Annotated in this window: 14 protein-coding genes; 7 read left to right on the top strand and 7 right to left on the bottom strand. The window is 55.1% G+C overall.

From position 1 onward, the window contains the following. Nucleotides 1-191: 191 nt before the first annotated feature. Together Q0336_RS05520 and Q0336_RS05515 are read left to right on the top strand one after the other, a co-directional pair. On the top strand, nucleotides 192-863 hold the full coding sequence (locus Q0336_RS05520; RefSeq protein ID WP_298526472.1) for a redox-sensing transcriptional repressor Rex: 672 nt from the start codon (nucleotides 192-194) through the stop codon (nucleotides 861-863). 21 nt (nucleotides 864-884) lie between these two features. Then, nucleotides 885-1,514, top strand: a complete 630-nt coding sequence (locus Q0336_RS05515; protein WP_298526471.1) for a fumarylacetoacetate hydrolase family protein — start codon at nucleotides 885-887, stop codon at nucleotides 1,512-1,514. A 224-nt stretch (nucleotides 1,515-1,738) separates the two neighbouring features. Here Q0336_RS05515 and Q0336_RS05510 read toward each other — a convergent pair whose 3' ends face one another. After that, entirely contained in the window at nucleotides 1,739-4,456 is a 2,718-nt protein-coding gene (locus tag Q0336_RS05510; RefSeq protein WP_298526470.1) for an AAA domain-containing protein, read from the bottom strand. 596 nt (nucleotides 4,457-5,052) lie between these two features. Here Q0336_RS05510 and Q0336_RS05505 point away from each other — a divergent pair. After that, nucleotides 5,053-6,213 carry an MFS transporter gene (locus Q0336_RS05505; protein ID WP_298526469.1) on the top strand — a complete coding sequence of 387 codons (1,161 nt, stop codon included), beginning with the start codon at nucleotides 5,053-5,055 and terminating at the stop codon, nucleotides 6,211-6,213. Between the two features lie 175 nt (nucleotides 6,214-6,388). Here Q0336_RS05505 and hemW read toward each other — a convergent pair whose 3' ends face one another. From hemW to Q0336_RS05480, 5 genes are all read right to left on the bottom strand, one after another. Continuing rightward, on the bottom strand, nucleotides 6,389-7,516 hold the full coding sequence (gene hemW, locus Q0336_RS05500) for a radical SAM family heme chaperone HemW (protein ID WP_298526468.1): 1,128 nt from the start codon (nucleotides 7,514-7,516) through the stop codon (nucleotides 6,389-6,391). A 1-nt stretch (nucleotide 7,517) separates the two neighbouring features. Continuing rightward, entirely contained in the window at nucleotides 7,518-9,113 is a 1,596-nt protein-coding gene (locus Q0336_RS05495) for a family 10 glycosylhydrolase (RefSeq protein WP_298526467.1), read from the bottom strand. Between the two features lie 3 nt (nucleotides 9,114-9,116). Next, nucleotides 9,117-9,959, bottom strand: coding sequence for a pantoate--beta-alanine ligase (gene panC, locus Q0336_RS05490; RefSeq protein WP_298526466.1), 843 nt, complete (start codon nucleotides 9,957-9,959; stop codon nucleotides 9,117-9,119). A gap of 26 nt (nucleotides 9,960-9,985) precedes the next feature. Then, on the bottom strand, nucleotides 9,986-11,002 hold the full coding sequence (locus Q0336_RS05485) for an aspartate-semialdehyde dehydrogenase (protein ID WP_298526465.1): 1,017 nt from the start codon (nucleotides 11,000-11,002) through the stop codon (nucleotides 9,986-9,988). 155 nt (nucleotides 11,003-11,157) lie between these two features. Next, a complete protein-coding gene (locus tag Q0336_RS05480; protein WP_298526464.1) occupies nucleotides 11,158-12,555 on the bottom strand; it encodes a patatin-like phospholipase family protein in 1,398 nt (465 codons plus the stop codon). Nucleotides 12,556-13,063: 508 nt separating this feature from the next. On the opposite strand from Q0336_RS05480, the gene Q0336_RS05475 reads away from it, so the two are divergent. The 4 genes from Q0336_RS05475 to Q0336_RS05460 all read left to right on the top strand — a co-directional run bounded on the left by Q0336_RS05475 (nucleotide 13,064) and on the right by Q0336_RS05460 (nucleotide 20,214). After that, entirely contained in the window at nucleotides 13,064-15,472 is a 2,409-nt protein-coding gene (locus Q0336_RS05475; protein WP_298526462.1) for a TonB-dependent receptor, read from the top strand. A gap of 905 nt (nucleotides 15,473-16,377) precedes the next feature. Further along, on the top strand, nucleotides 16,378-16,971 hold the full coding sequence (locus tag Q0336_RS05470) for a hypothetical protein (RefSeq protein ID WP_298526460.1): 594 nt from the start codon (nucleotides 16,378-16,380) through the stop codon (nucleotides 16,969-16,971). Between the two features lie 237 nt (nucleotides 16,972-17,208). Then, nucleotides 17,209-17,889: a hypothetical protein gene (locus Q0336_RS05465; protein ID WP_298526458.1), complete on the top strand. Its 681-nt coding sequence runs from the start codon at nucleotides 17,209-17,211 to the stop codon at nucleotides 17,887-17,889. 12 nt (nucleotides 17,890-17,901) lie between these two features. After that, nucleotides 17,902-20,214 carry an outer membrane beta-barrel protein gene (locus tag Q0336_RS05460; protein ID WP_298526456.1) on the top strand — a complete coding sequence of 771 codons (2,313 nt, stop codon included), beginning with the start codon at nucleotides 17,902-17,904 and terminating at the stop codon, nucleotides 20,212-20,214. 897 nt (nucleotides 20,215-21,111) lie between these two features. Here Q0336_RS05460 and Q0336_RS08830 read toward each other — a convergent pair. Then, nucleotides 21,112-22,923 (bottom strand): DUF6734 family protein, encoded by a 1,812-nt coding sequence (locus Q0336_RS08830; protein WP_366139531.1) that lies wholly within the window; start codon nucleotides 22,921-22,923, stop codon nucleotides 21,112-21,114. Between the last annotated feature and the right edge of the window lie 2 nt (nucleotides 22,924-22,925).

The following is a 22,925-nucleotide window of genomic DNA, read 5'->3' as shown; positions in this document are numbered from 1 at the left end:
GTAGGTCGGTGAGGCGACCCACAGTAGGTTTTTTCGGCGACCTACCGTAGGTCTCCAAATGGAGCCTTCCCCGAGTAGGTTTTGAAGGGCGAAAGTATCGGGATACATGGGCTCTTGGCACAGTCCTTCCCTCTGAAATCGCTAATTTTGTGGTACAACAGCTTAAACGACTATTTATATACACGACTACGATGGCTAAATCTAAGGAAGATAAGAAGCGTGCAGGCCTCATCCCTGAGCCTACACTTCGTCGACTCCCCTGGTATCTCTCCTTCGTCAAGCTCCTGCAAACGGAAGGGCATAAGTATGTCTCTTCGCCACGCATTGCCTCAGGTGTCGGGGTAGATGCAGCACTGGTAGCCAAGGACCTCTCTTATGTAGAGCTTCAGGGGCGTACACGTGTGGGCTATGAGACGGAGGCGCTGATCAACTATCTGGAGGAGTTCCTAGGCTTCACGAAGCGTCACCAAGCCTTCCTCATCGGGGTAGGTAGCCTCGGGTCTGGGCTTCTAGCCGACAAGGGGCTTCGTCAGTTTGGTCTAGAGATCACGGCGGGCTTCGATGTCGCTGAAGAGATCATCGGTACCGAAGTGGCAGGGGTGCCCGTCTATCATATCAATGAGCTAGCTACACGCATCGGGGCAGAAGGCGTGCAGATCGCTATCCTCACGGTGCCCATCCTGCAAGCGCAGCACATGACCGATCGCCTTGTGCGAGCGGGGATTCGTGCGCTGTGGAACTTTACCCCCGTGCGTATCCAGACCCCTGAGAGCGTCGTCGTACAGAACACCTCGATGTACGCACACCTCGCCCTTATGTTCACCCGTCTGAAGTCCGCCCTTCAGGGGGATGTCAAGGCTTAACGCTCCTCTACTTACTGTCTGATGAAGATCCTTGGCGTAGGCTTCAACTACCGCTCGCATTGCACTGAAGCTCCAGCTATTGGCCTGCCCGAGCAGGGTGAAGCGGAAGCTCCGCTCTTCTTCCATAAGGGCGATGCTCTTCTCAAGCCTCATTCCCCCTTCTTCCTTCCTGACATGGGCTCCACGATCGAATACGAAGCGGAGCTCGTCATCCAGATCTGTCGGGTGGGGAAGCGTATCGCCGAGCGCTTTGCGCATCGCTACTATCAGCGGGTGACGGTGGGGATTGACTTTACCGCACGTGATCTCCAGCGTCAAGCAATGGCAGAGGGGAAGCCTTGGCTGGCGGCGAAGGTCTTCGACGGATCGGCGGTCGTCGGCGAGTGGCTGGATAAGACGGAGCTTGGCTATCCTGATCGTCCGATCCCCTTCTCCCTGAAGGTCGATGGCCGTGTGGTGCAAGAGGCCGATAGCTCCCAGATGATCCACGGCTTCGATCGGCTGATCACCGAGGTAAGTCGCTTCCAGACGCTACGCATGGGCGACCTCATCTTCACGGGTACGCCAGCTGGTGTCGGACCCATAGCGATTGGTCAGACGCTGGAGGGCTTCATCGGGGAGCGCAAGGTGCTGCATCTCCCGATCAAGTGATCGGAGGGAGGAAGCTCCTACCCGCATCCATTGAGACGACGATGCCGAGGGAAGATACTCCCTCGGCATCGTCGTCTCTTTCGTAGCCTTCTTATCGGATGGGATTGTCGGAGGTGTCTCGCTCTGCCGCTTGATATTGATCTGTAGCTAGGGTAGCTCCTTGATCCTCTTCCTTACAAGTACTATGGTTCCATTCATGTCCATCGTAATACCTCGCCTCTAGGCTACTGCAAGGCTGAGAGCCGCTCCTTCAGCATCTCGACGGTCACCATGTTGGTCGTAGAGATACGGCAGGGTGGGAGAGCGTACTTGGAGAGAAGGCTGTCCTTGAGCGTATCTCGAGCCTGCTGCGTGGTGCCATCCCTATGGAAGCTCCAGCCATCGATCTCGATGACGAGAAGCGGACGCTTAGTGAGCGCATTGTAGATGAGGAAGTCTACATGAGCGAAGGGACTTTGGACAAAGGCAAGTTCTTCAGTATCCAATAGAGAGCAGTCAGCGATCAGCTTCGAGAGAGGATAGTGGCACAGCACCGACAGCTCCCGTCGTCCCATTTCTTCGAGAGCCTTGATCAAGGTGTCATAGAAGAGGTTCTCCGAGAGCTGGTCAGATATCTGATGCTTGGACTGGTAAGCTAGACGCTCGGTGGTGTACTGCTTATAGAGCAGGTCAAAGACGGAGTGTAGCTTGCTCTCCCTCACCTCGAAGTTGTTGTACTGGATGTAGCTGATCAGCTGGGATAGGATACTCTCTTCGGGCATATCGTTGCCCGTCGCGACGACGCAGAGGTGGGTCTTGGCACGTGAGATCGCTACATTCAGCAGGTTCGCATCATCAGAGAACTCCGTGGGGGCATTGTCCACCATGCTCATGATGATCGTGTCGCACTCTCGCCCTTGATACTTATGGACGGTGCTGGCTATATCTTGCCTCAGTGCTTGATTGATCGCCATCGCTTGATCACGATAGGGGGTGATGATGCCCACAGTCCCCTTGTCTTGATACTCGGGCAGTACCTCTTGGGTGATGACATCGATCTCACGCTGGTTGAAGCGCCCTCGGGCATGATTACCTTTCACGGTGCGTACTACTTGGAGGACCTTCTCCTGGCCCGAATCTGTCGTCATGGAGATCAGTTCTCCGTCATAGAAGCGCTGGTTGCAGAACTCGATGATCTTGGGATGACAGCGGTAGTGCTCACGTAGCAGCGTCACGGGAGCGTCCTTGAAGGCTTCGATACACGACTTCAGGAAGCTATGCGTCACCGCATTGTAGCGATCATCTACCTGATAAGCCTTTTGTATCGCACCGAGGGCAAGTGCTTCCTCTCGGCTCACAACATTAGGGAGCTGCTTGTCATCCCCTACGATCACGGCATTCAGAGCGCAGGATAGGGTCAGTGCACCTGTCTTGATATCGATCTGCGAAGCCTCATCCATGATCACATAGTCAAAGACATAGTCCGGACTGATATTCCCATTCGATCGGTAGGTACTGCTCAGCACCACGGGATACTCCTTGAGGAAGACCTCGGTCTTGGGCTTGAGCTCCTTGAGCGTGAACTGGTATCGGGCACCGCCTCCATTATAGCGCTTGGCGATGCTGCTTTTGAGGATCTGGAGTGAAGAGGAGGTAAGCTCCTTGACACGCTGCTTGATGTCGATGGATTGGAGTCGCTCTGTGATCGTCTCTATATCTTGCTCTAGCTTGGCTTGGGAAGCGAAGTAGTAGGCAGCCTCCAAGCATGCGATGACCTGAGAGAGGTCTTGCTTGAAGAAAGAGAACGCATGCGAGCCCAAGGTAAATATATGCTTCAAGCGGAACCAGAAGCTGGGCTTCTTCGACTGCTCTGCAAACTCTTGGCACTGGGAGAGCAAGGTCATTAGTACGGAAGGGGCCTTCTGCCTCAGCCATTCGGTGTCTCCATCGATAGTTGCATTCAGTCGCTCATTGTACTGCCGCTCGGTCTGCAGGGCATTGAGCTCTGCCTTGAGGAGGGCGAGCTTCGTTTGGTCCTCGAAGCCTTGTGATACCTTCTGTAGCGCCTCCTTAGCGAGCTCTCGGACTGCAGGGGTATCCCCGTGTGCCCAGCTACTCATGTCGGGATAATAGGGGCTCTGTCGCTTGATGAAGGCATCCTTGTTCTCAGAGTTCCCCAGCTGAGCTACGAGGAAGCCTAGACCCTCACGATGGAGCTTCTCGGCGATGTTCTCGACGGCGGAGTTGTTGTTGGATACTACTAGTATCGTCTTACCAGAGAGTAGCAGGTTGGCGATGATGTTGAGGATGGTCTGTGTCTTCCCCGTCCCTGGAGGCCCTTGCACAATGCTCACCTGATGGCCGAGAGCTGCTTCTACCGCAGCCTTTTGGCTGGCATTGCACCCGAAGGGATAGTACACCTGCCGAGGAAGGGAGCGCACGGCCAATCGTCGCCTATCGCCAAGGTACTGCGCCAGAGGCACGTTATCTCGCTTCACATCCACGTGCTGATAGGCCTTCGATAGGATATTCGTCCCATCGCTAGCGCAGAGTCCCGTCTCATCGGCGAGCTTCTTCAGATAGTCCCAGGTGGAGCCTCCCATCTGGTCTATTCGGGTGCGGGTGACGTAGATTTCCCGCCCATCAAGGCACTCTGCATAGCCGCTGGTGTAGGTCACGCGGTAGAAACGATGCTGGGGGCTGGCGAAGCACAGCAGCTCTGCGATGTTGGAGATGCGCTTCCCCCGAACGTAGAGCCCTCTATCCACGATGTTGATGACCTCGGGATCATGGAGGACGAGCAGTCGTGCTTTGTTGTATTGGAAGGGACGAGGAGAGGTGGTGAAGCGTACCATCCACCCTCCCTGTTCGCTTGCCTTGATGGATTCGACCTGTTCGGTGATGAACATCTGTTTGTCCCCTCGTCGCTCCAAGTCTACGATCATACACTGCCTTGCATCCATATCTCTGAGTAAAAATCTGCCTATTGCTATAAGTCTTTGCGGCCACGCTACACAGCGAACCACCCTTCAATGGGGCATCTAAATTACCAAGAATACGAGACAAAGGTGCGGTGGGTATGCTAGAAAGGGCTGTGTCAAACGCATGTCGAACGAACCTTTTCCCCGATCAAGCTTCATTCAGGACTTCTCCGTCTCAGTAGGCTGTCGGGGCAAGACGTATAGCTCTTCGCCTCCGAACGTATACGTATCGCAAGCAAAACGTATACGTTTGGCGGTGAAAACGTATACGTTTCGAGCGTGAAACGTATACGTCTTGGGCATGAAACGTATACGTTTTGCCCGAGGGAGGTATAGGTCTGCTTTCTGGGGCCTTTTCATGAGGAGCGAAGAAGTCCCTCCTTGGGTCGCTACGCTTACCTAGGATGAGGCACTAGGCTTACCCATCATGGGTCGTCGAGGTGACCCATGATGGGTCGCTTCACCGACCCATGATAGGAGCTTGCCTTCTTCTTCCGTTAGCTCACCTTTTCCCTCGAGCAGAGCCTTCTCCTTCCTTTGGCTATCTTTGCTCTATCACCAATTAGATCTCGACACGTATGACACAGCGAACGACCAGCCTCTTCACTCTATCAGCGGTGATGCTGAGCTTCTTTGCTATGGGATTTGTGGACCTAGTGGGTATCGCATCCAACTATGTGCAGAAAGACCTTAGCCTGACAGATACTGAGGCGAACCTCTTCCCCTCTCTCGTCTTCTTCTGGTTCCTCTTGTGCTCCGTGCCAACGAGCGTCCTGATGAATAAGATCGGTCGTAAGAAGACCGTACTCCTAAGCCTTGTAGTGACGGTGCTCTCCCTGCTCATGCCCCTAATGGGTGAGAGCTACTGGGTGATGCTCTTGAGCTTCTCCCTCCTAGGGATCGGCAATGCCATCATGCAGACTTCGCTTAACCCACTACTGAGCGACCTTATCCCTGCAGACAAGCTCGCAAGTAGCCTGACCTTCGGACAGTTTGTCAAGGCTATCGCCTCCTTCCTCGCCCCCTTGATCGCCTCTTGGGGCGCTACGCAGGCAATCCCAGAGCTGGGGCTTGGCTGGCGCATCCTCTTCCCCATCTACACCACGATCGGTGTGCTTAGCGTCCTTGCCCTCAATGCAACTAAGCTCTCGCACGAGAGCCGTAGCGAGTCGGTGAGCCTCGCAGACTGCCTTCGCCTGCTCTCCAAGCCTGCCATCCTCTTCTGCTTCCTCGGTATCATGTGCCACGTAGGGATCGATGTGGGGACGAATACTGTGGGGCCCAAGATCTTCATGGAGCGACTAGGGATGACGCTCGATGATGCCGCCTTCGCTACGATGCTCTACTTCATCTTCCGTACAGCAGGGTGCTTCACGGGATCGATCCTTCTGAGGCGTATATCGAGCCGAGTCGTCTTCGGAGTCAGTGTCCTGATGATGCTCGCTGCGATGGTGATCCTATCCGTATCCCATCACCAACAGCTCCTCTACGTCGCTATCGCACTCGTAGGGCTGGGGAATAGCAATATCTTCTCCATCATCTTCGCCCAAGCTCTAGGACGAGAGCCCGAGCGTAAGAACGAAGTGAGTGGACTGATGATCATGGGGCTCTTCGGAGGGACGATCTTCCCTCTCATGATGGGCTATGCCAGTGACTGGATGGGGCAGGTGGGTGCCGTGTGCGTCATGCTCTGCGGGGTAGTCTACCTCATGTTCCTGACCGCTAAGTTGGCAAAGTAGCTTCGCTTATCCGCCCTAGATATAGGATTAAAATGACTACGGCACACACCACTAGCCTCTAGTGGTGTGTGCCGTCTTTTATACGCATGCGCCCCACCTAGAGCTAGACGGGGCGCATGCGTAGAGGGGAATAGAATGTCGTGAAAGGATGGGGCGAAAGGTGTGCTCTCCTGCTTTAGAGGAAGAGGTCGGCGATGATCCCATCGGAGACAAAGACACCCGAGGGAGTGAGACGGAGGGTGCCTGACTGGTCGGTGAGCTTCCCAGCCTCAAGGTGAGGCTTAGCTTCGTGAAGGAGTGCATCGAGAGCCTTCCCTCCGAAGAGCTTCTGATATTCCTGGAGGGGGATGCCCCACTGCGTGCGCAGTCGGGTCATCACATACTCGTGCTGGAGCTCATCATCAGAGAGGTATTCCTCTTCGTAGGCTCTCCGTCCTGCGAGGAGTTCGGATGTGTAGTCCTTGAGCGAGGGGACGTTGTAGGAGCGGGTACGATGGCCATCGAAGCTATGCGCCGAAGGACCAAAGCCCAGATATGGGACACTCTGCCAGTAGCCCGTATTGTGTCGGGCATGAAGGCCTGGTAGAGCAAAGTTGGAAATCTCATAGTGCTCGTAGCCCGCTGCCCGTAGCTCTTCGATCAAGATCTGGAAGAAGAGGAGGCTAGCCTCTTCATCTACGGGCTTCACTCGACCCCGCTCGACAAGGCGGGTCAAGACCGTACCTTCCTCATAGATCAGGTGATAGGCCGAGAGATGCGGGACACCGAGAGCGAGGAACTCTTGGATGTTCGCTCGCCACTTCTCCTCCGTCTGATTCGGAAGCCCATAGATCAGGTCAAGGCTGAGGTTGGTGATGCCCTGCTGGCGAAGAGCTTGGATGGCTGTGTGTACTTGCTGTGCTGAATGCCGACGATTGAGGAAGCTGAGATCATCCTCGTCGAAGCTCTGTACCCCCATGCTCACTCGGTTGATGGGGAGCGAAGCTAAGCCCTTGGCATAGTCCTCGGTCACATCATCGGGATTGCATTCGATGGTGACCTCCCCTTCCGAAGAGCGAGGGTAGAGCTCCGAGATAAGGGCAAAGATCTGCCTTAGCTCCTCGATCGTAAGCAGGGAGGGGGTCCCTCCCCCGAGGTAGATATGTTCGACACATTCCCCCTCAGGAAGCTCCTCCCGACGCAGGCGGAGCTCCTGAAGAAGGGCTGTCAAGAAGTCCTTCCTCCAGCGTCCTCCTACCTGCGTATAGAAGTCACAGTAGGAGCAGCGGCTGGCACAGAATGGGATGTGGAGGTAGAGATTCATGCTATCGCCTCGTGGCTCGGAGCTGCATCTTGAGCTCAGAGATGCGACGGGATAGACCTTCGAGGCAGGGAGTAGAGACACCAAAGCGATTGACCGCTTCGATACCGAACTCTACCTCTTCTGCTCCCTCGAAATCCTCGAGGAGGAGCTTGCACTGAGTGTCCGCTAGACGATCGGCAAGGATGGTCGCTTGGCGATGTCCTTCACTATCCGTCGTCGTGGCCCACAGACGGTAGGTGATCCCTTCGCTAGGAGCACCCTCGGGGAGCTTCCACGAGAGGAGGAAGTCCTTGGGGGTAATGGGTGTGATGGTGAGGGCTCTTGGGGAAGCGGGCTTTGACTTCTTCCCTCGGGCAAAGGCCAGAGGTAGAGCCTGCCTGCGGAAGGCATCTTGGATCACTCTTCGGGTCGCAGGGAAGCTCGTCCCCGTGTGTGCTTCACGGAAGAAGCATACTCCCGATAGCCCAACTTTACGCTCTTCATCGATCTGCTCCTCGATCACGGTCTCGGGCCATCCTGTCTCTTCGACACGATAGGGCGCAAGACCTGCCACGACGGGGATATAGCGGGCGACATAGTCCTTCCACTCTCGGAGGAAGGGGCCATACAGCTCATCACGGTAGTACATCATCGGTACGATGAAGTCTACAAGTCCTTCCTTTCCCCAAGTCTCGGGATCTTGGTGCACAGACTCGTAGGCCGTCCATCCGTGGGGTCGTCCGAGGTCGGAGATCTTCTTGAGCTTCCCTAGGGGGGCGACACTCACGAGGGCATCGGAGCCTACCGCTTGGAGGGAATCCCGCACTTCACGGAGCTGGCGAGTGAGGTTAGCTCTTCGCCAAGCACTGCGGTCGAAGTAGCTCTCTCCGTAGCGCTGGTAGCTTGCGCCATCAGCGAAACGCTCTGCCCCCTCGGGATAGCGGAAGTAGTCGAAGTGGATCCCATCCACGGGGTATCGACGCACGAGGTCAGCCACGAGGTGGGCGATGTAGGTGCGTACCTCGGGATGCCCAGGATCAAGGTGATAGGAGCCCTTGTGGGGAATGGCCCAGGAGGGATGATCCCTAAGGATGGGGTGGGGAGCACGCTTCGATGAGGAGAGGGGATAGGTCACGAGCCAAGCATGTAGGCTCAGACCTCGCTCATGGCAGGCCTTGATGGCAAACTTCACGGGATCATAATCTCCGAAGAAGCCTTCTCCTGCGAAGCGAGTAGATAGGGGCTCATAGTCGGAGGGGTAGATGACCGTCCCGCTGTGTCGTAGCTGGAGGAAGACCGTGTTGTATCCATCGGCCTTGAGGCGGTCAAGGATACGAAGGAGGGATTCCTTCTGTCGGCGCACACCATCAGGGGTGTCTGCTCGGTCACGGGGCCAGTCTAGTCCATAGACTGTCGTGAGCCATACGGCACGCATCTCCTCACGGATCGAGTCCCCTGCGGGGCGTACCCAGCGAGGCTCTTCCGTGGGAGGGGCGATCACGATAGGTGCTTGCGAAGGGGTGGGAGCCTCTAGTGTTTGGGGCTTTTTCGTACCACAGCTAGCGAGCGAAAGGAGGAGTGCACCGGAGAGGAGGGCGAATATCTTCGTCGTGGTCATCCCTTAGTGATAAGCGATATTGTCGATCAGGCGCACCTCACCGCAATAGACGGTGATGCAGCCATGAGGGGCAGGGCTATCGCTCCAGGATGCGATGGGCTGAAGGCTATTGGTATCGACGATCTCGAAGTACTCGACACGAAGGCGGGGGACCGCATTGATCTGCTCGGTCACACGCTCGATGACCTGCTGGGGACTCATCTCCTTAGCCCAAGAGCGGCTCTCGGAGAGGATGCGGTAGATCTGGGGAGCTTCACGACGCTCTTCGGCGGAGAGACGGACGTTGCGGCTGCTGAGGGCCAGTCCATCGGCCTCACGGACGATGGGGCAAGCGATGATCTCGACGGGGCTACCGATGAGCTGCACCATAGCACGGATGACAGCGATCTGCTGGAAGTCCTTCTCGCCGAAGTAGGCGCAGTCGGGGCGGACGATGTCGAAGAGACGGGAGACCACCTGCATGACCCCGTTGAAGTGCCCAGGGCGGTAGCGTCCTTCCATCACTTCGGCTACGGCACCGACTTCGAAGGTGCGGGTGTCCTCTTCGGGATAGATGGTGCTGACCTCAGGAGCGAAGAGAGCCGAAGCCCCGACCGAAGCAAGAAGTTCGCTATCGGCCTCGAGGGTGCGGGGATAAGTCTCTAGGTCACGAGGATCATTGAACTGGGTGGGATTGACGAAGACACTGACGATGCAGCGGTCACACTCTGTGAGGGCACGACGTACGAGGCTCAGGTGTCCTGCGTGTAGGGCACCCATGGTGGGGACGAAGGCGATGCGAAGCCCCTTGGCACGCTCCGCCTCTACGAAGGCCTGAAGGTCTTCGATGCTCTTATAGATATTCATTGGATGGGTTAGGTCTTGGGTTGGGGTTATTTCTTGCTCAGCGCACCCTGAGCTAGGAGATATTCAGCGATCTGTACGGCATTGAGTGCAGCGCCCTTCTTGATCTGGTCGGAGACACACCAGAAGGTGATGCCCTTAGGCGAACTGAGATCTCGGCGCAGGCGACCCACGTAGACGGGATCCTTCTCTGCGATGAAGAGGGGCATGGGATAGACTTGATCCTCGGGGTCATCCTGCAGGACGATCCCAGGGGCCTTGCGGAAGGCTTCACGCACGGCATCCAGCTCAAGAGGCTCGGTGGTCTCGACCCAGATGGCCTCGGAGTGCGCACGGGTCACGGGCACACGTACGCAGGTAGCGCTGACCTGCAGATCGCTGTGCATGATCTTGCGTGTCTCGTGATACATCTTCAGCTCTTCCTTGGTGTAGTCATCATCAGCGAAGACATCGATCTGAGGGATGAGGTTGTAGGCAAGCTGATAGGCGAACTTCTTGACCTCTGGCTCTTCGCCTCGACCGATAGCACGGATCTGCTGATCAAGTTCTTCCATACCACGAGCTCCTGCACCACTAGCGGCTTGGTATGTCGCTACGTGTACGCGCTGGATGGGGGAGAGCTGGTGGATGACGTTGAGGGCGACGACCATCTGGATGGTCGTGCAGTTGGGGTTAGCGATGATCCCCCGAGGGCGGACGAGTGCATCGGCAGCGTTGACTTCGGGCACAACCAGAGGTACATCGCTGTGCATACGGAAGGCGCTGGAGTTGTCGATCATCACAGCGCCGTGCTTGGTGATGGTCTCTGCGTACTCGAGGGAGACGCTACCGCCTGCCGAGACGAAGGCGATATCTATATCCTTGAAGTCATCGCCGTGCTGTAGCTGGCGGATGGTATATTCCTTCCCACGGAAGGTGATCTTCTTCCCAGCGCTACGCTCGGAAGCAAAGAGTTCTAATCGGTCGATCTTGAGGGAGCGTTCGCTCAGGACACGGAGGAATTCCTGTCCTACGGCTCCGCTGACACCGACTATAGCTACGTTCATTGGCTGAAGTTCGGTTTATCTAAGTGAGATGAGTGAGTCCCATCGAAGGAGAGGGGCTCTAGGATGCAAGGCTTTTCGTAGGGGAAGCCTTCTCTTTTTTCAGGCACAAAGGTACGAAGAAACGCTGGACTCCAGCCCGTAGCCGAAGGGGGAGGTTAGCTCGCCTGCTCTGGGGTGGACTTCTGATCTAGGAGCATGGGCATGTAGAGGCGTATCTGGATCTCTGTGAGGGCTTCGGAGTGGGCGATGAGTGCATGGATCTGCTCGAGTGAAAGAGCCGTGAGGCTTGTGCCTACACTTCGGGCGATACGCTCCTTTTCGGAGGAGGGGAAGCGCTGCTGGAGCTCGCTCCATCCGATGGACTCTTCGAACTTCTTCAGGAGGTGTAGGTAGATCTCCGAGTCCTTCTTGCCCTTAGCCTCTCGGAGACGTGTGACTTCCTCCTCGGTGATGCCGTGGGCGCTCCATACGTCGGGGTGCACATTGTTGTCCCGAAGGTTATTGACGAAGCCCTCGAGGAGGAGGTGATCGCAGTCCCATTCGAGTGGGATGTAGGCGAAGTGCTCCTTGCCGAAGTAGGTCTGATAGAGGTTGTCGGAGCGCTGCATCTTCTTCACCCGCTCGACGACGAGGAAGATTGTGTTGATGACGAGGTTGAAGAAGTTCGTCGTCGTGCTGGCCGTGATGACCCCGTTGCCCGCATCGCTGACGATGACATAGTCACAGTGGAAGCGGCTCTTGTCGTGGGTGAGCTTGTGGGTACCTTGGTTGTCGTAGGCTCCGCCGTCGATGAGCTTCGGGGGCTCGGGGTTGGTGGGGCAGTCGGTGTAGGACGCACTTAGATACTTGCGCTTGATGGTGATGGGGGTGAAGCCGTAGGGCACGCACGAGGAAGCCATGACGGCTTGAGCGATGGGGAAGTTATCGGCATGGAAGATGGATTTCCCCGAGATACGGTAGGCATATTCGCCCATGGATCCCTTGGAGAAGGTGAAGGGGCGCTGGGTGGCGAGATTCGTCGAATTGATGCAGAGGACAGGGCTCGTGGGGAGATCTCCCAGCGTCTTGCCTCCGAAGAACACCTTATTATATAGTCGAGTGATCAGCTTGCTCGTCGGCAGGGTGACGAAGGAGTGCTTGAGGAAGAAGATGAGCAGGACGAAGAGCGAGATGATCCCGAAGAGGGTAGCGCCGATCCCCGAGAGGGTAGGGTACTGGGGCAGGAGGGCAGCGATCAAGGCTCCTGCGAGGTAGCCTAGAGCGAAGGAGATGAGCAGCAGGGCGAGCCCAGCTACTGCTACGTAGGCAAAGGAGCTCCAGAGGACCCCTCGACGCAGGCGGGCGATGAAGCCCGCTTCGAAGCGATCGTAGTCCTCTCTATTCAGTGCGTAGTAGGCCGCTGTGATCGAGCCTCCCGAGACGGAGGAGAGGACATCTACTTGGTCGAGGATGCCAAGACGATGGAGGGCACGCAGGGTGCCGATGTGATAGGTGGCTGCTCGGTAGCCACCGCCTGATAGGGCTAAGCCGATCTTTTTTCTGATGTAGCTCATGGGTATGGGGAAGATGTGGTGTGAGAGAAAGGGGTGGGTAAACCAAGGAGAAGGGATCACTATGGGTGAGCCTTTCGGGAGTAGATCTCCTTGGGTCAAGCTAAGCGTAGATAGGGCATAGGCCAGAGGGGATGCGTCGGGTGAATGGGTGCGTGAGCCTCGCTGGACTCTAGAGCAAAGCTACAAAAATGCTACATACCTAGCTCCTAGCCTCTTCTCTAGGCCCTCGATCAGGTTTTCCTCCCACCTCGTAGCCCCCGAGAGTAGAGCCTCTCTGGGCATGCTCCGTGACCCCCTCAGAGCGACCTACGGTAGGTCGTCCTAAAAACCTACTGTAGGTCGGTCGACCGACCCACAGTAGGTCGTCGAGGCGACCCACAGTAGGTTTTATTTTGCCCCTTCCAAGAGCCCGCTCCAAGCGGGCTGTGGAGCATCCTCATCGTCAAGCTTTGGAGATTGAAGAAAACCATTACCTTTGTGTATCACTTAACCATATCACTTTTGCGTTATGAAACACGCTCGCATGCTCTGTGTCGCCCTTGCGCTCTCTTCAGGTAGCCTTCTGGCGCAGACGACCTTCCCGCTACAGGGCACCTTGAAGAAGACCGCTGACCGCACCCCCGTGGACTTTGCTAATGTCCTCCTGAGACAGCCCACAGATAGCACCCTCGTCGTAGGGACGACCAGCGATGAGCACGGGGCTTTTCGCCTCGAGGCACCCCAAGGGACTTTCCTCCTAGAGATCCATGCACTAGGCTACAAGCCTTTCCATAAAACCCTGACGGTCACGGGTGCTCTTGACCTCGGCGAACTCCTCCTCACCGAAGAGACCAAAGAGCTCTCCGCTGTCCAAGTCACAGGCCGTCGCCCCATCATGCTCCGCAAGGCCGACCGCATGGTCTTCGACGCTACGCAGATCGCTCCCGCTGCCAGCTCGGCTCTGGATGTCCTGCGCCAGACCCCTGGGGTGAACGTCTCCGACGACGGCATCAGCCTCATCGGCAAGGGCGGGGTGATCGTCCTCATCAACGACAAGCGGGTACGTCTCTCGGGCTCTGCTCTGATCAGCCTCCTACGCTCCTACCCGCAGTCCGACCTTCAGGAGATCCAGATACTCACCACCCCGCCTGCTAAGTACGAAGCCGAGGGGAATGCCGGTGTGCTGAATATCATCCTCAAGAAGGCCAAGAACGATTTCTTCGGGGGAAGTATCGCTCCTCGCTTCGGACTTCGTAACGATAAGGTCCTATATAGCCTCAATACCAACCTCAACTACAAGAAGGACAAGGTCACCGCTTCTCTCCAGCTCGGAGGAGGCTCTTCAGGCTATGATGGTGGCCTAGGGACCTACCGCACCTATCCCAAGCAGGGTACTTTCCATTCGAGTGAGACCGCCTACTCGGGGCAGGGTCCTTACTTCAACCTTCGTGCGGGGCTAGACTATGCCTTCACTCCTGAGCTCTCCATGGGGGCGAGTATATCCTACAGCCCACAGAAGGATAATTCTCGCCGAGAGAATGATAGCCGAGACTATCGTATCCTCTCCAGTAAGGCTTATGAACTCCTACGCTTGTTCCCCGGTGTCGCCGATGAGACCGACAAGAGCCAATACACTACGGCGAACGTTCACCTTGAGAAGAGCTTCAAGTCCGCTCCCAAGCGTCGTCTCTCGTGGGATGCCGACTATGTAGGCTATCGAAGCCAAGAGGGACGCAACTTCACCTCCCGAGGCTTGATGCCTAATGGTACTCCCATCCCTGGGGCGGACTTCCACTTCGATGCTCTGACCGATCAGCACACCGACTCCTACATCACGAGCCTGGACTATACAGAGCCGCTTGGTAAGGGGACACTGGGCTTTGGGGCTAAGGGGACGTGGACCCACACCACCAACCGAAGCGACTACGATGCCAAGAGCTCCATGGGTGAGCGCCACGACAAGATCTCCTTCGACGAACATGTCTATGCGCTCTATGCCGACTTCAAGCATCCGCTCTCCGACAAGTGGGATCTCCGCACGGGTCTTCGTATGGAGTACACCCACACGGCAGGCGAAAACAACGGCCGTCGTCTGGAGCACCTCAAGAGCTACCTCAATGTCTTCCCCACGCTCTTCTTGGGATTCAACCCCAACGACCGCCATGCCTTCAGCCTCAATGGTACTGTCCGCCTCAATCGCCCCCACTTCGGCCAACTCTCCCCGTTCGCTAACTATGAGAATCAGTACAGCGTCATCCGAGGGAAGGAAGATCTGCGTGCTGCCAAGCGTGCCCAGCTTGCTCTCGGCTACACCTTCCTTGGGGCACTGAACTTCCAGCTCGACGGTGGCTATCTCTGGGATGGTATCACACAGGTCATCCGCCTAGACCCTAAGACGAACGAGGGAAGCTATACGCATGACAATGCCGAGAAGACCTGGACCTTCGGCCTGGAGAATAGCTTCTTCTTCAATAAGGTCAGCTTCTTCCAGACCTACATCTCCCAGCGTCTCTGGTACTCCGATATGAAGATCGGCCCTGAGTCTACTTCGCTCTACGGGGGAGCAGGCTTGAGCTATCATGTCAGTCTCAACAATACCTTCTTCTTCAATCGCAGTAAGACCTTCCAGGGGACCTGCTACTTCTACTATCGGACACCTAGCTATGATTGGGGCTTCCATGCAGGGCACGTCATCTCCGGCGGAGCGGGCCTATCCTACACGCTCCTCCAAGGGAAGCTCCGCCTCGCTCTCGACGCCTACAACCTCCTCCGCAATAACCTCCGTCTGGAGATCAAGACACCCGACTATCAGATGAACGCCAACAACGAGAATAATAATGCACTCACGCTCAACCTCGGCGTGACCTACTCCTTCGGAGCTCCCATCCAAGGTAAGTCCGAGCGCAAGAGTGCCCAAGAGCTCCGCTCCCGCATGTAGCACCCCGCCTCCTGTCAGCGTCGGCCCCTGCTTCCGCCTCCTTCGGCTCAGTCTCCCGAGGTTTTTTGTTCCGTCTTTTGCTAGCCTCCGCCTAGCCATTCGACTGCTTCCGCACGGAGTATCCTCGGCTTCCTTTTGGGCTCTTTCTTCGGAAGGCACGAAGCCTCGGGTGCAAATGCTCTCTCTTCCTTCATCAGTAAAGCGAGGGTGACCCATCGGGTCACCCTCGCTTTGTTTTCATCCCTCTCCTCGCTCATCTCTCCCTCTTTTCTTCTCGTCTTTTGCCTACTCTACACCCACCCTCAAATGTACCCTACGGTAGGTCGCTGAAAAAACCTACTGTAGGTCGCATGACCGACCCACGGTAGGTCGCCGAGACGACCTACCGTAGGTTTCTTTTTCCCCCTCCACGATCAGTCTCTTCTCCCTACGCCTACATCAAGGTCCCTCACTTGGTCGGTCGTGTAGGTCAAACGTATTCCCTCCCCCATCCGAACGTGTACGTATCGCAAGCAAAACGTATACGTTTGGCGGTGAAAACGTATACGTTTCGAGCGTGAAACGTATACGTCTTGGGCATGAAACGTATACGTTTTGCCCGCACAAGGTCTACATCCTCCCGAAACAGCTGCCTCCTGCACCGAATGAACGGGCTTGCTGCTGAGTCCCTCGCTGTATGGTACAGCCTTTTGCCTTGTCTCTTCTTCGGAGGAAAAGGAGAATGTTTGTCGCAGAAAAAGGCTACCTTCGTGCTGCTTCCCCTGAGAGGGAAGTGTCTTTCACAAGAAGTGTCCAGAGAACGGCTACGAGCCGTCCGCAACCTATCCGCATACGGGGCAAGGTGCGAGAGGCAGATCTCCTGCCTGACACGAGAGGACGTATCGTCTCATCTAAAAACTAAAGGTATGACTACCCCAGCTACATCTACTTCGGCAGAGGAGCTCGCATCTGGCTCCTACATCGTCTATGCGACCGAGCACCCCGAGGGGCATCTGCGTCGGATGGATGGCACCCTTCTACGTCTCTATCCTGTGATGTCTGCTCCCGCACCACTTACACCCGAAGCATGCACCGAGGACACAGACCTCTTTCGCCAAAGTGTGCCCCTCTTGTGGCGGCATCGTGAGCGCATCCTTTCGGATAGCCGAATGTTCCTCACTCCCATAGCGGAGGTGAATGGATTGGCATATCTGGGAGCCTTCTCCCCAGCGCCACTTGGTGCATACATTGAGCTTTGGACGCTGTGTGATGCTGCGCTCATCACGGACGAATGGGGGATAAAGCACTTCGTGACGCGTGTGGCAGGTAGCCCGCTCTCTGGGAGCAATCGCTGCACGCTGGTAAGCGAAACGGGCGAAGTCAGCATGCGCAGTGTGTGTGGCTTTAGTTCGCTGTGGCACCCCTTCCGTAGGCTTATTCGCCGCTACCGAACGCTCCAAGCCACGGCTCAGCACTACACCCTTGCCGAAGTCCTTACCCTCCTCAGCGAGGAAGGGTAGGGCTGCCCTTCCGCCCCCCTTCCTCATCCATGAAGTAGCCCCCCTTCCTCATCCATGAAGTAGCCCCCCTTCCGAAGGCAAAAAGTAACCCATACAAGTCATCGAAGTGACTCGTATGGGTTTGCATATCTCCTCCTTTTCATCGTGCTGGCTTTTTGCTAAGTTTGCTGTAGACAAATGAATCTGAAGACATAGAGTCTACACCGCAAACGTCTTACCATCACTCGCCATCCCATTATGAAGAAGAGTGCCCTTCATATCCTATTCGCCTGCCTCTGCGTGAGCGCCCTCGCCTCATGCGGTATCCAGCAGGAACTCCACTTTGCCCAACATACCGCCCTCGATGCAAGCACCAACACGATCAAGGTCGCTGATCAGCCCGTCTTCAAGGTCTCTACCTCAGCATTGAATCTCAAGGATGTGCAGCTTGCGCTGAACAAGGAAGCGCTACCGAAGGAGCAGGCAGCGTATATCGCCTCCATTCTAAAGGAATGCCATTCGACCCAAGACACCATCATCGCCGCTTCGCCGAGCTTCATCCTCGTGAAGAGCACGGGCACTCATAGTAAGCGAGATGTCGGCTACATGTATAGCTATCAGCTTAACTTCGAGTCATGGCGCTGGGTCTGCATAGGTCTTGATGCCGCAACGGAGAGTGCACCGACGATGGATGGAGTGTGTGGATTTCTACGGAGGATCTATGTGATCAAGCGGAGGAATCGCGTGATCGTCAAGGATTCTTTCGGGGATATTGCCATCGTCTATGTCCTACAAGGACGAGATCGCAAAGCTCCTTTCAGCCACACCTCCGCTTGGCGACCAGCCGACATCTCCGCTATGATTTCGACAGCGTACTATATTCAGAGGGAGTTCGATCCCAAGAGCCATGCCGTAGCGACTGGGAGGTATGTAAAGTAAATCCACTAAGCCATGAAGAAGCTATTCATCATCGTCCTCTGCTGCCTCTGTGCTCAGATCACGTTGCTCTCGCAGGTCATATACTCGGGGCGGGTCATCTCGTCCGAAGATAAGGTGCCGATACCCTTGGCCAATGTCATCCTCCTAGCGCAAGACTCCTCCTTCCTCGCTGGTGGGGTCACTGACGAGCTCGGGCGTTATTCGATCACGACGGAGCAAGGGAAAGTCCCGCAGTGGATACGAGCGACCTGCATCGGCTATGAGGATCTACTGCGACCGATTAGCCGCTACCCTCGGGAAGGTGCGGAGCTCATCTTAGAGGTACAGACCAATCAGCTACAGGATGTGACGATCCGAGCGAAGCGCAAAGCCTTCAAGCTGAAGGATGGTGCCTTCGTCGCCAACGTCGCGGCGGTGCCTTCACTCAGGAATAGCGGCTCGATCGACAACCTACTGAACCGCATCCCCTTCGTGCAGGGATCAGGCGGATCCTTCTCTGTGCTGGGTACGGGTGGTGAAGCGACCCTCTACCTGGATGGCCAGCGGGTGCAGGATGCGAGTATCCTCCAGCACCTCCGCTCCCAAGATATCGCGAGTGTCGAGGTCATCAATACCCCCGGCGCCCAGTATAAGGCCTCCACGAATTCGGTGATCAAGATCCACACGATCAAGAAGCAGAATATGACCAGCCTCTCTGCTTCGCAATATGCTCTCCTGCAGAATCGCCTCAGCACCTATACTGGTGTCAACGTCGCTCACAGCAATGCTCGGGCTTATTGGAGCTTCAATGCGGGCTATAGCCGCGCAGCGACGGTGAGTGGGAATAGCGATTACTACGGTATGCTGAATGGGAGTGGTGACCTATTGGAGACCTTCAGTTCCTCAGATATGACGAATCGAAGTGACATCTTCATGGGCGGCTTAGGGCTGAATATATCCCCAGCTAAGGAGACGAACATCGGCTTTGTCTCCAACCTCAAGGTGGTTGCTGTGACGATCGATTACGCTTCTGAGGGGCTGATCCACAAGGAGAGCGGGATCGTACGCCTGAATACTCCCTATACTTCGCAAATAGATTCACGTCCCTACAAATCCACATCGAGCCTCTATTACAATGGGAAGATAGGTGCCACGAGTGTGAACGTCACCGATGAGATCCTCTTGGGGAGTGGCACCAATACCTCCATATACGACGAGGCGGGCACTTCGGCACACGCGCAGACCAAGGGGGCTCAGCGCTATGGCATGAACTCCCTGATGCTGTCCTTCCAGACACCTGTCAAGGGGGTGAAGCTGGGCTACGGTGCTGAGCTGGCCTTGAGCTTCAATAAGAATGAGCTGCAGCAGACGGAGCAAGGCATCGTGACTGACGTCATTAGCTCCACGGTGAAGAATGGCCAAACGCTACTGGGTACCTTCGTTGATGTGAGGGCTCAGTGGCTGGGGCTGTCGTGGTATGCAGGCTTGCGATATGAGTATGAAGCCTCTTCCTATACGCAGAATGGTACGCGTGTCACCCGTCAGAAGCCCTCCCCTCACTTCCTAAGCCCCAGTTTCTCGCTGTCTTATTCGGGCGAAGATCTCCAAGCTACGCTGTCTTATCGTAAGAGCCTCCACCGCCCAGCGTACTCGTCCTTGAACAACTTCACACTCCTCGAGAATCAGTACGTCTACCAGCAGGGTAGTCCCTTCTTACTCAACGAGACCAATGATGCCCTACAGCTCCTCGGCACGTACAAGACGCTGTCCTTCAGCGCCAGCTATAACTACATTCGGAATACGGCGACCACAGCGCTAGCCCGCCACGAGACGAAGGCCGACGTGCTGCTCAAGCGTAGGATAAATATCCCCAGCTATTCGACGCTCTCGCTGGGGCTGAATTGGAGTGATTCATTCGGTCCGTACTCTCCATCAATCGAGGTGGGATTCCAAAAGCAGCTCCTCAAGTACAGTGGCTTGACCTTCGATCGCCCGATGCTGGAGCTCTCGACAAGCCATTATGTAGAGCTGGGGAAGGGCTGGAGTGTGAACGCTGACGCCAGCTACTCAAGTAGAAGTCATAGCCTCTTCAGTGAGTACTCTGCTAAGTGGAGCTACAGCCTGATGCTATCCAAGGAGATAGGGAACTTCACCTTTGACCTCAGCCTGCAGAACCTCTTCCTTGACAACAAGCAGTACAGGACGCGCAGGATGGCAGGCATCTTTGCGCAGGAGATCGAAGCGCGGGACTTCTCGGGCGCCGGCTTGAATGTCTCCTACCGCATCCATTCCGTCAAGGCAGCCTACCGCAACAAGAAGACCAGCAGCGAAGGTCACCGCTTTTAGCCCCGCCTCCATTCCGCCCTTTCGTCCCCTCTACACCCATCCTCAAACGCACCCTACGGTAGATCGTCGGAAAAAACCACGGTAGGTCGTCGCACCGACCCACGGTAGGTCGCATCGACGACCTACCATAGGTTTCCAAAGTCCTCTATTCCGGTTGCTCTACCGATCCTTCCTTCTGCATCTTGCATTTAGACTCATGTTCTCTAAGGGCATCCTAAGAAGGATGGCATGTATCATCCCTCTTCCATGAGTCGAAGGCTTGAGGGGGCTTCCTTGAGAATTGATACCTTTATCAAGCATCGATACTCATGGATGGAGCAAGATATGTGCAATAAAGGACAATGAGTAGATGCTCCAAGCGATACCGAAGTATGCACCTCTTCCTCTTCGTCTGTGGTGCGCTGGCCTTGGCAACCATCCCTAGGTAGTCGCGACCTAAATACGTAAACTCATGAATAACATTGCGATGCTAAAAGCTTCGCTTAATCCTAATGCTAAGGTGTATAGTATCCTTGCCGAGTAGCCTCAATGGTGGACGGATCTGATCCAGATGAAGGGTGTATATGTTGAGGTTCGCAAGGGCGATATCGTCGATGTGTACTATGAAGGAGGGCGTATGGCAGAGATCAGATGTAACCGAGGAGAGTGCAGCGTGACGAGGAAACAAAGAGAGAGGCTATGCGAGGTGACTAAAGTCAACCATACATAGCCTCTCTAAAGGAGAGTATCACTAAAAGAAACTGCAACGTTACAGTCTGACCATACATAGTAATGTTTTATGCAAGCCCGTGCGCTTCAGCACCTAACCGCTACAGTTGTTTGTTGATACTCTTGTCTTATTCTCTACTACAAATGTATGTATTAAAAATGATATAACCTAGCATCCTGTGAATTATTTTATATCGCAAGGGGCTGATACTGTTTTACTACGGGGATGTTAAGCAGCTCTACAGATAGCTCATCAAATATCTCGAGTAGTTTAGCGACCATCTCACGGCAAAAAGTCTCTGCTAGTTCGGGCGATTGACGTAAGCTCGCCTTGCCTCCCCAGATATGTGTGATCATATCTTGTTCGTGTAGTTGCTCCAGCTCCAGCAGTGTTCTGACGGGAGTATTCGTATTCTCGGAGCAGATGCCTAGTAGACGCTGCTCAGCGAAGACCATCTGGCTTATGTCATCGTTGGCCCGCTCAAGATTATCTCGCATAAACTCGATCGCATGAGAGGTATAGAGCTCCTTGAATTTTGGATCTGCGATATAGAGCAAAGCTGTATTGAACGGCTCTGCCGACCAGCTCCAAGACTCCTCGAAGCGATAGCCCTTGGCTGTCTTGAGCTTATCTATGCTTGGATAGACTTCCGATAGACATTCTCTGTGAACACAAGCTACCGCATCTTTTTTCGGATTGATCTTTTCATCCAAGCTCTTCCAAACAACCATATCCGTATCAAGCATGACGCACGGACACTGCATATCTCGTAGCGCATAGAGCTTACCTCCTGCCCAGAAGATAGAGAAATCAACTCGGTCTTGTATCTTATCTAGTACCATGGTGTCAATGCCACCGTCCCAGATAAACGTCATATTCTGCTTCTCGTAGATCCTCTTGCCCTCGGAGTCAGTGTACAGCTTGATTGGGCCATTGTGCCTGCGCCACTGTAGGGCAGACATAATCGTGGTCAGAAGCTCAAAGTCATCTATATGGGGTTCTTGACCTCTTGCTCTAGCAGGGGCTGTATGTGTAACATGAAAAGCTGGTATCTTCGTCTGCTTTGCTTTGATTCGGGCAGTTATTACTTGGGTTCGTAAGGCTCTTGGATCTAAGGGGCGAGTCTCCTCCGTCTCATTTGCCCGACTTATCAGCTTCATCCCATAGCTTCCATCGAGGTATCCCTCCTTGGTATTGGAGGAAATTCCACCTTTGTAGCTACCTACATAGGACGAACTCTCTTGAGTAGCTTGGGATGCCTCGCGTCTCTGGCTATACTCCTTGATAGACGAGAGGATTTGCCCGAGTTTTCTTTGGTCAGACTCAACGATCACACGACATCGTCCTCGTGCCTCGTAAGTCTCAACGAAGATGTAGGCCTCTCCCTCTTGATGAGCCCTTACAAGTCCTCGCTCATCGACAGTCGCAACGAGGGGATTGCTAGAGCTCCACGCCAGAGCTTCTGGGACAATTGGCTCACTGGGATACAGTTGATATTCCCTTTGGGTGAAAATCTCAATCTTCTCGGCGTTGAGTCTTAGATCAGCTTTAGCACTCGGCCGTATGGGCTGGTCTAGAACAATGGCTTCATCCAAAAGGCCCAATAGTTTGGATAGCCCTATGGGCATATGATCCTGCGTGGCTTGGAGCTTGACTTTGAGATGATGATTGCTCGTGATCGTCTGCTGCTCTTCACCATCGTGTTGTGTATCTGTTCCTGCAAAGGAGCATGTCAGATGCTTCTCATCAAAACTCTCGACCAGCGCATTGAACTCGATATCTAGCCGATCAACTGAGAAGTGAGGGATGGGGACTAGGGTCATCAGAGGAATGGATAGCTCTAACATCCGCTCACCGTTCTGGTATCTGAATGATACCATCACAGCCTCCTGATGCCCTGCCTCATTTTGCCTTAGGGTAACAGAGTTCAAGTAGCGCTTCGTTACTTGCGCTGCTTCTACCTGTGCTCGTACGCAAGCCCTCACCGGATCTCCGAGCATTT

It is taken from the genome of uncultured Porphyromonas sp. (assembly GCF_938039215.1).
In the GTDB taxonomy this organism is placed as follows: Bacteria; Bacteroidota; Bacteroidia; order Bacteroidales; family Porphyromonadaceae; genus Porphyromonas.
This window is presented reverse-complemented; position numbering and strand designations above follow the sequence as displayed.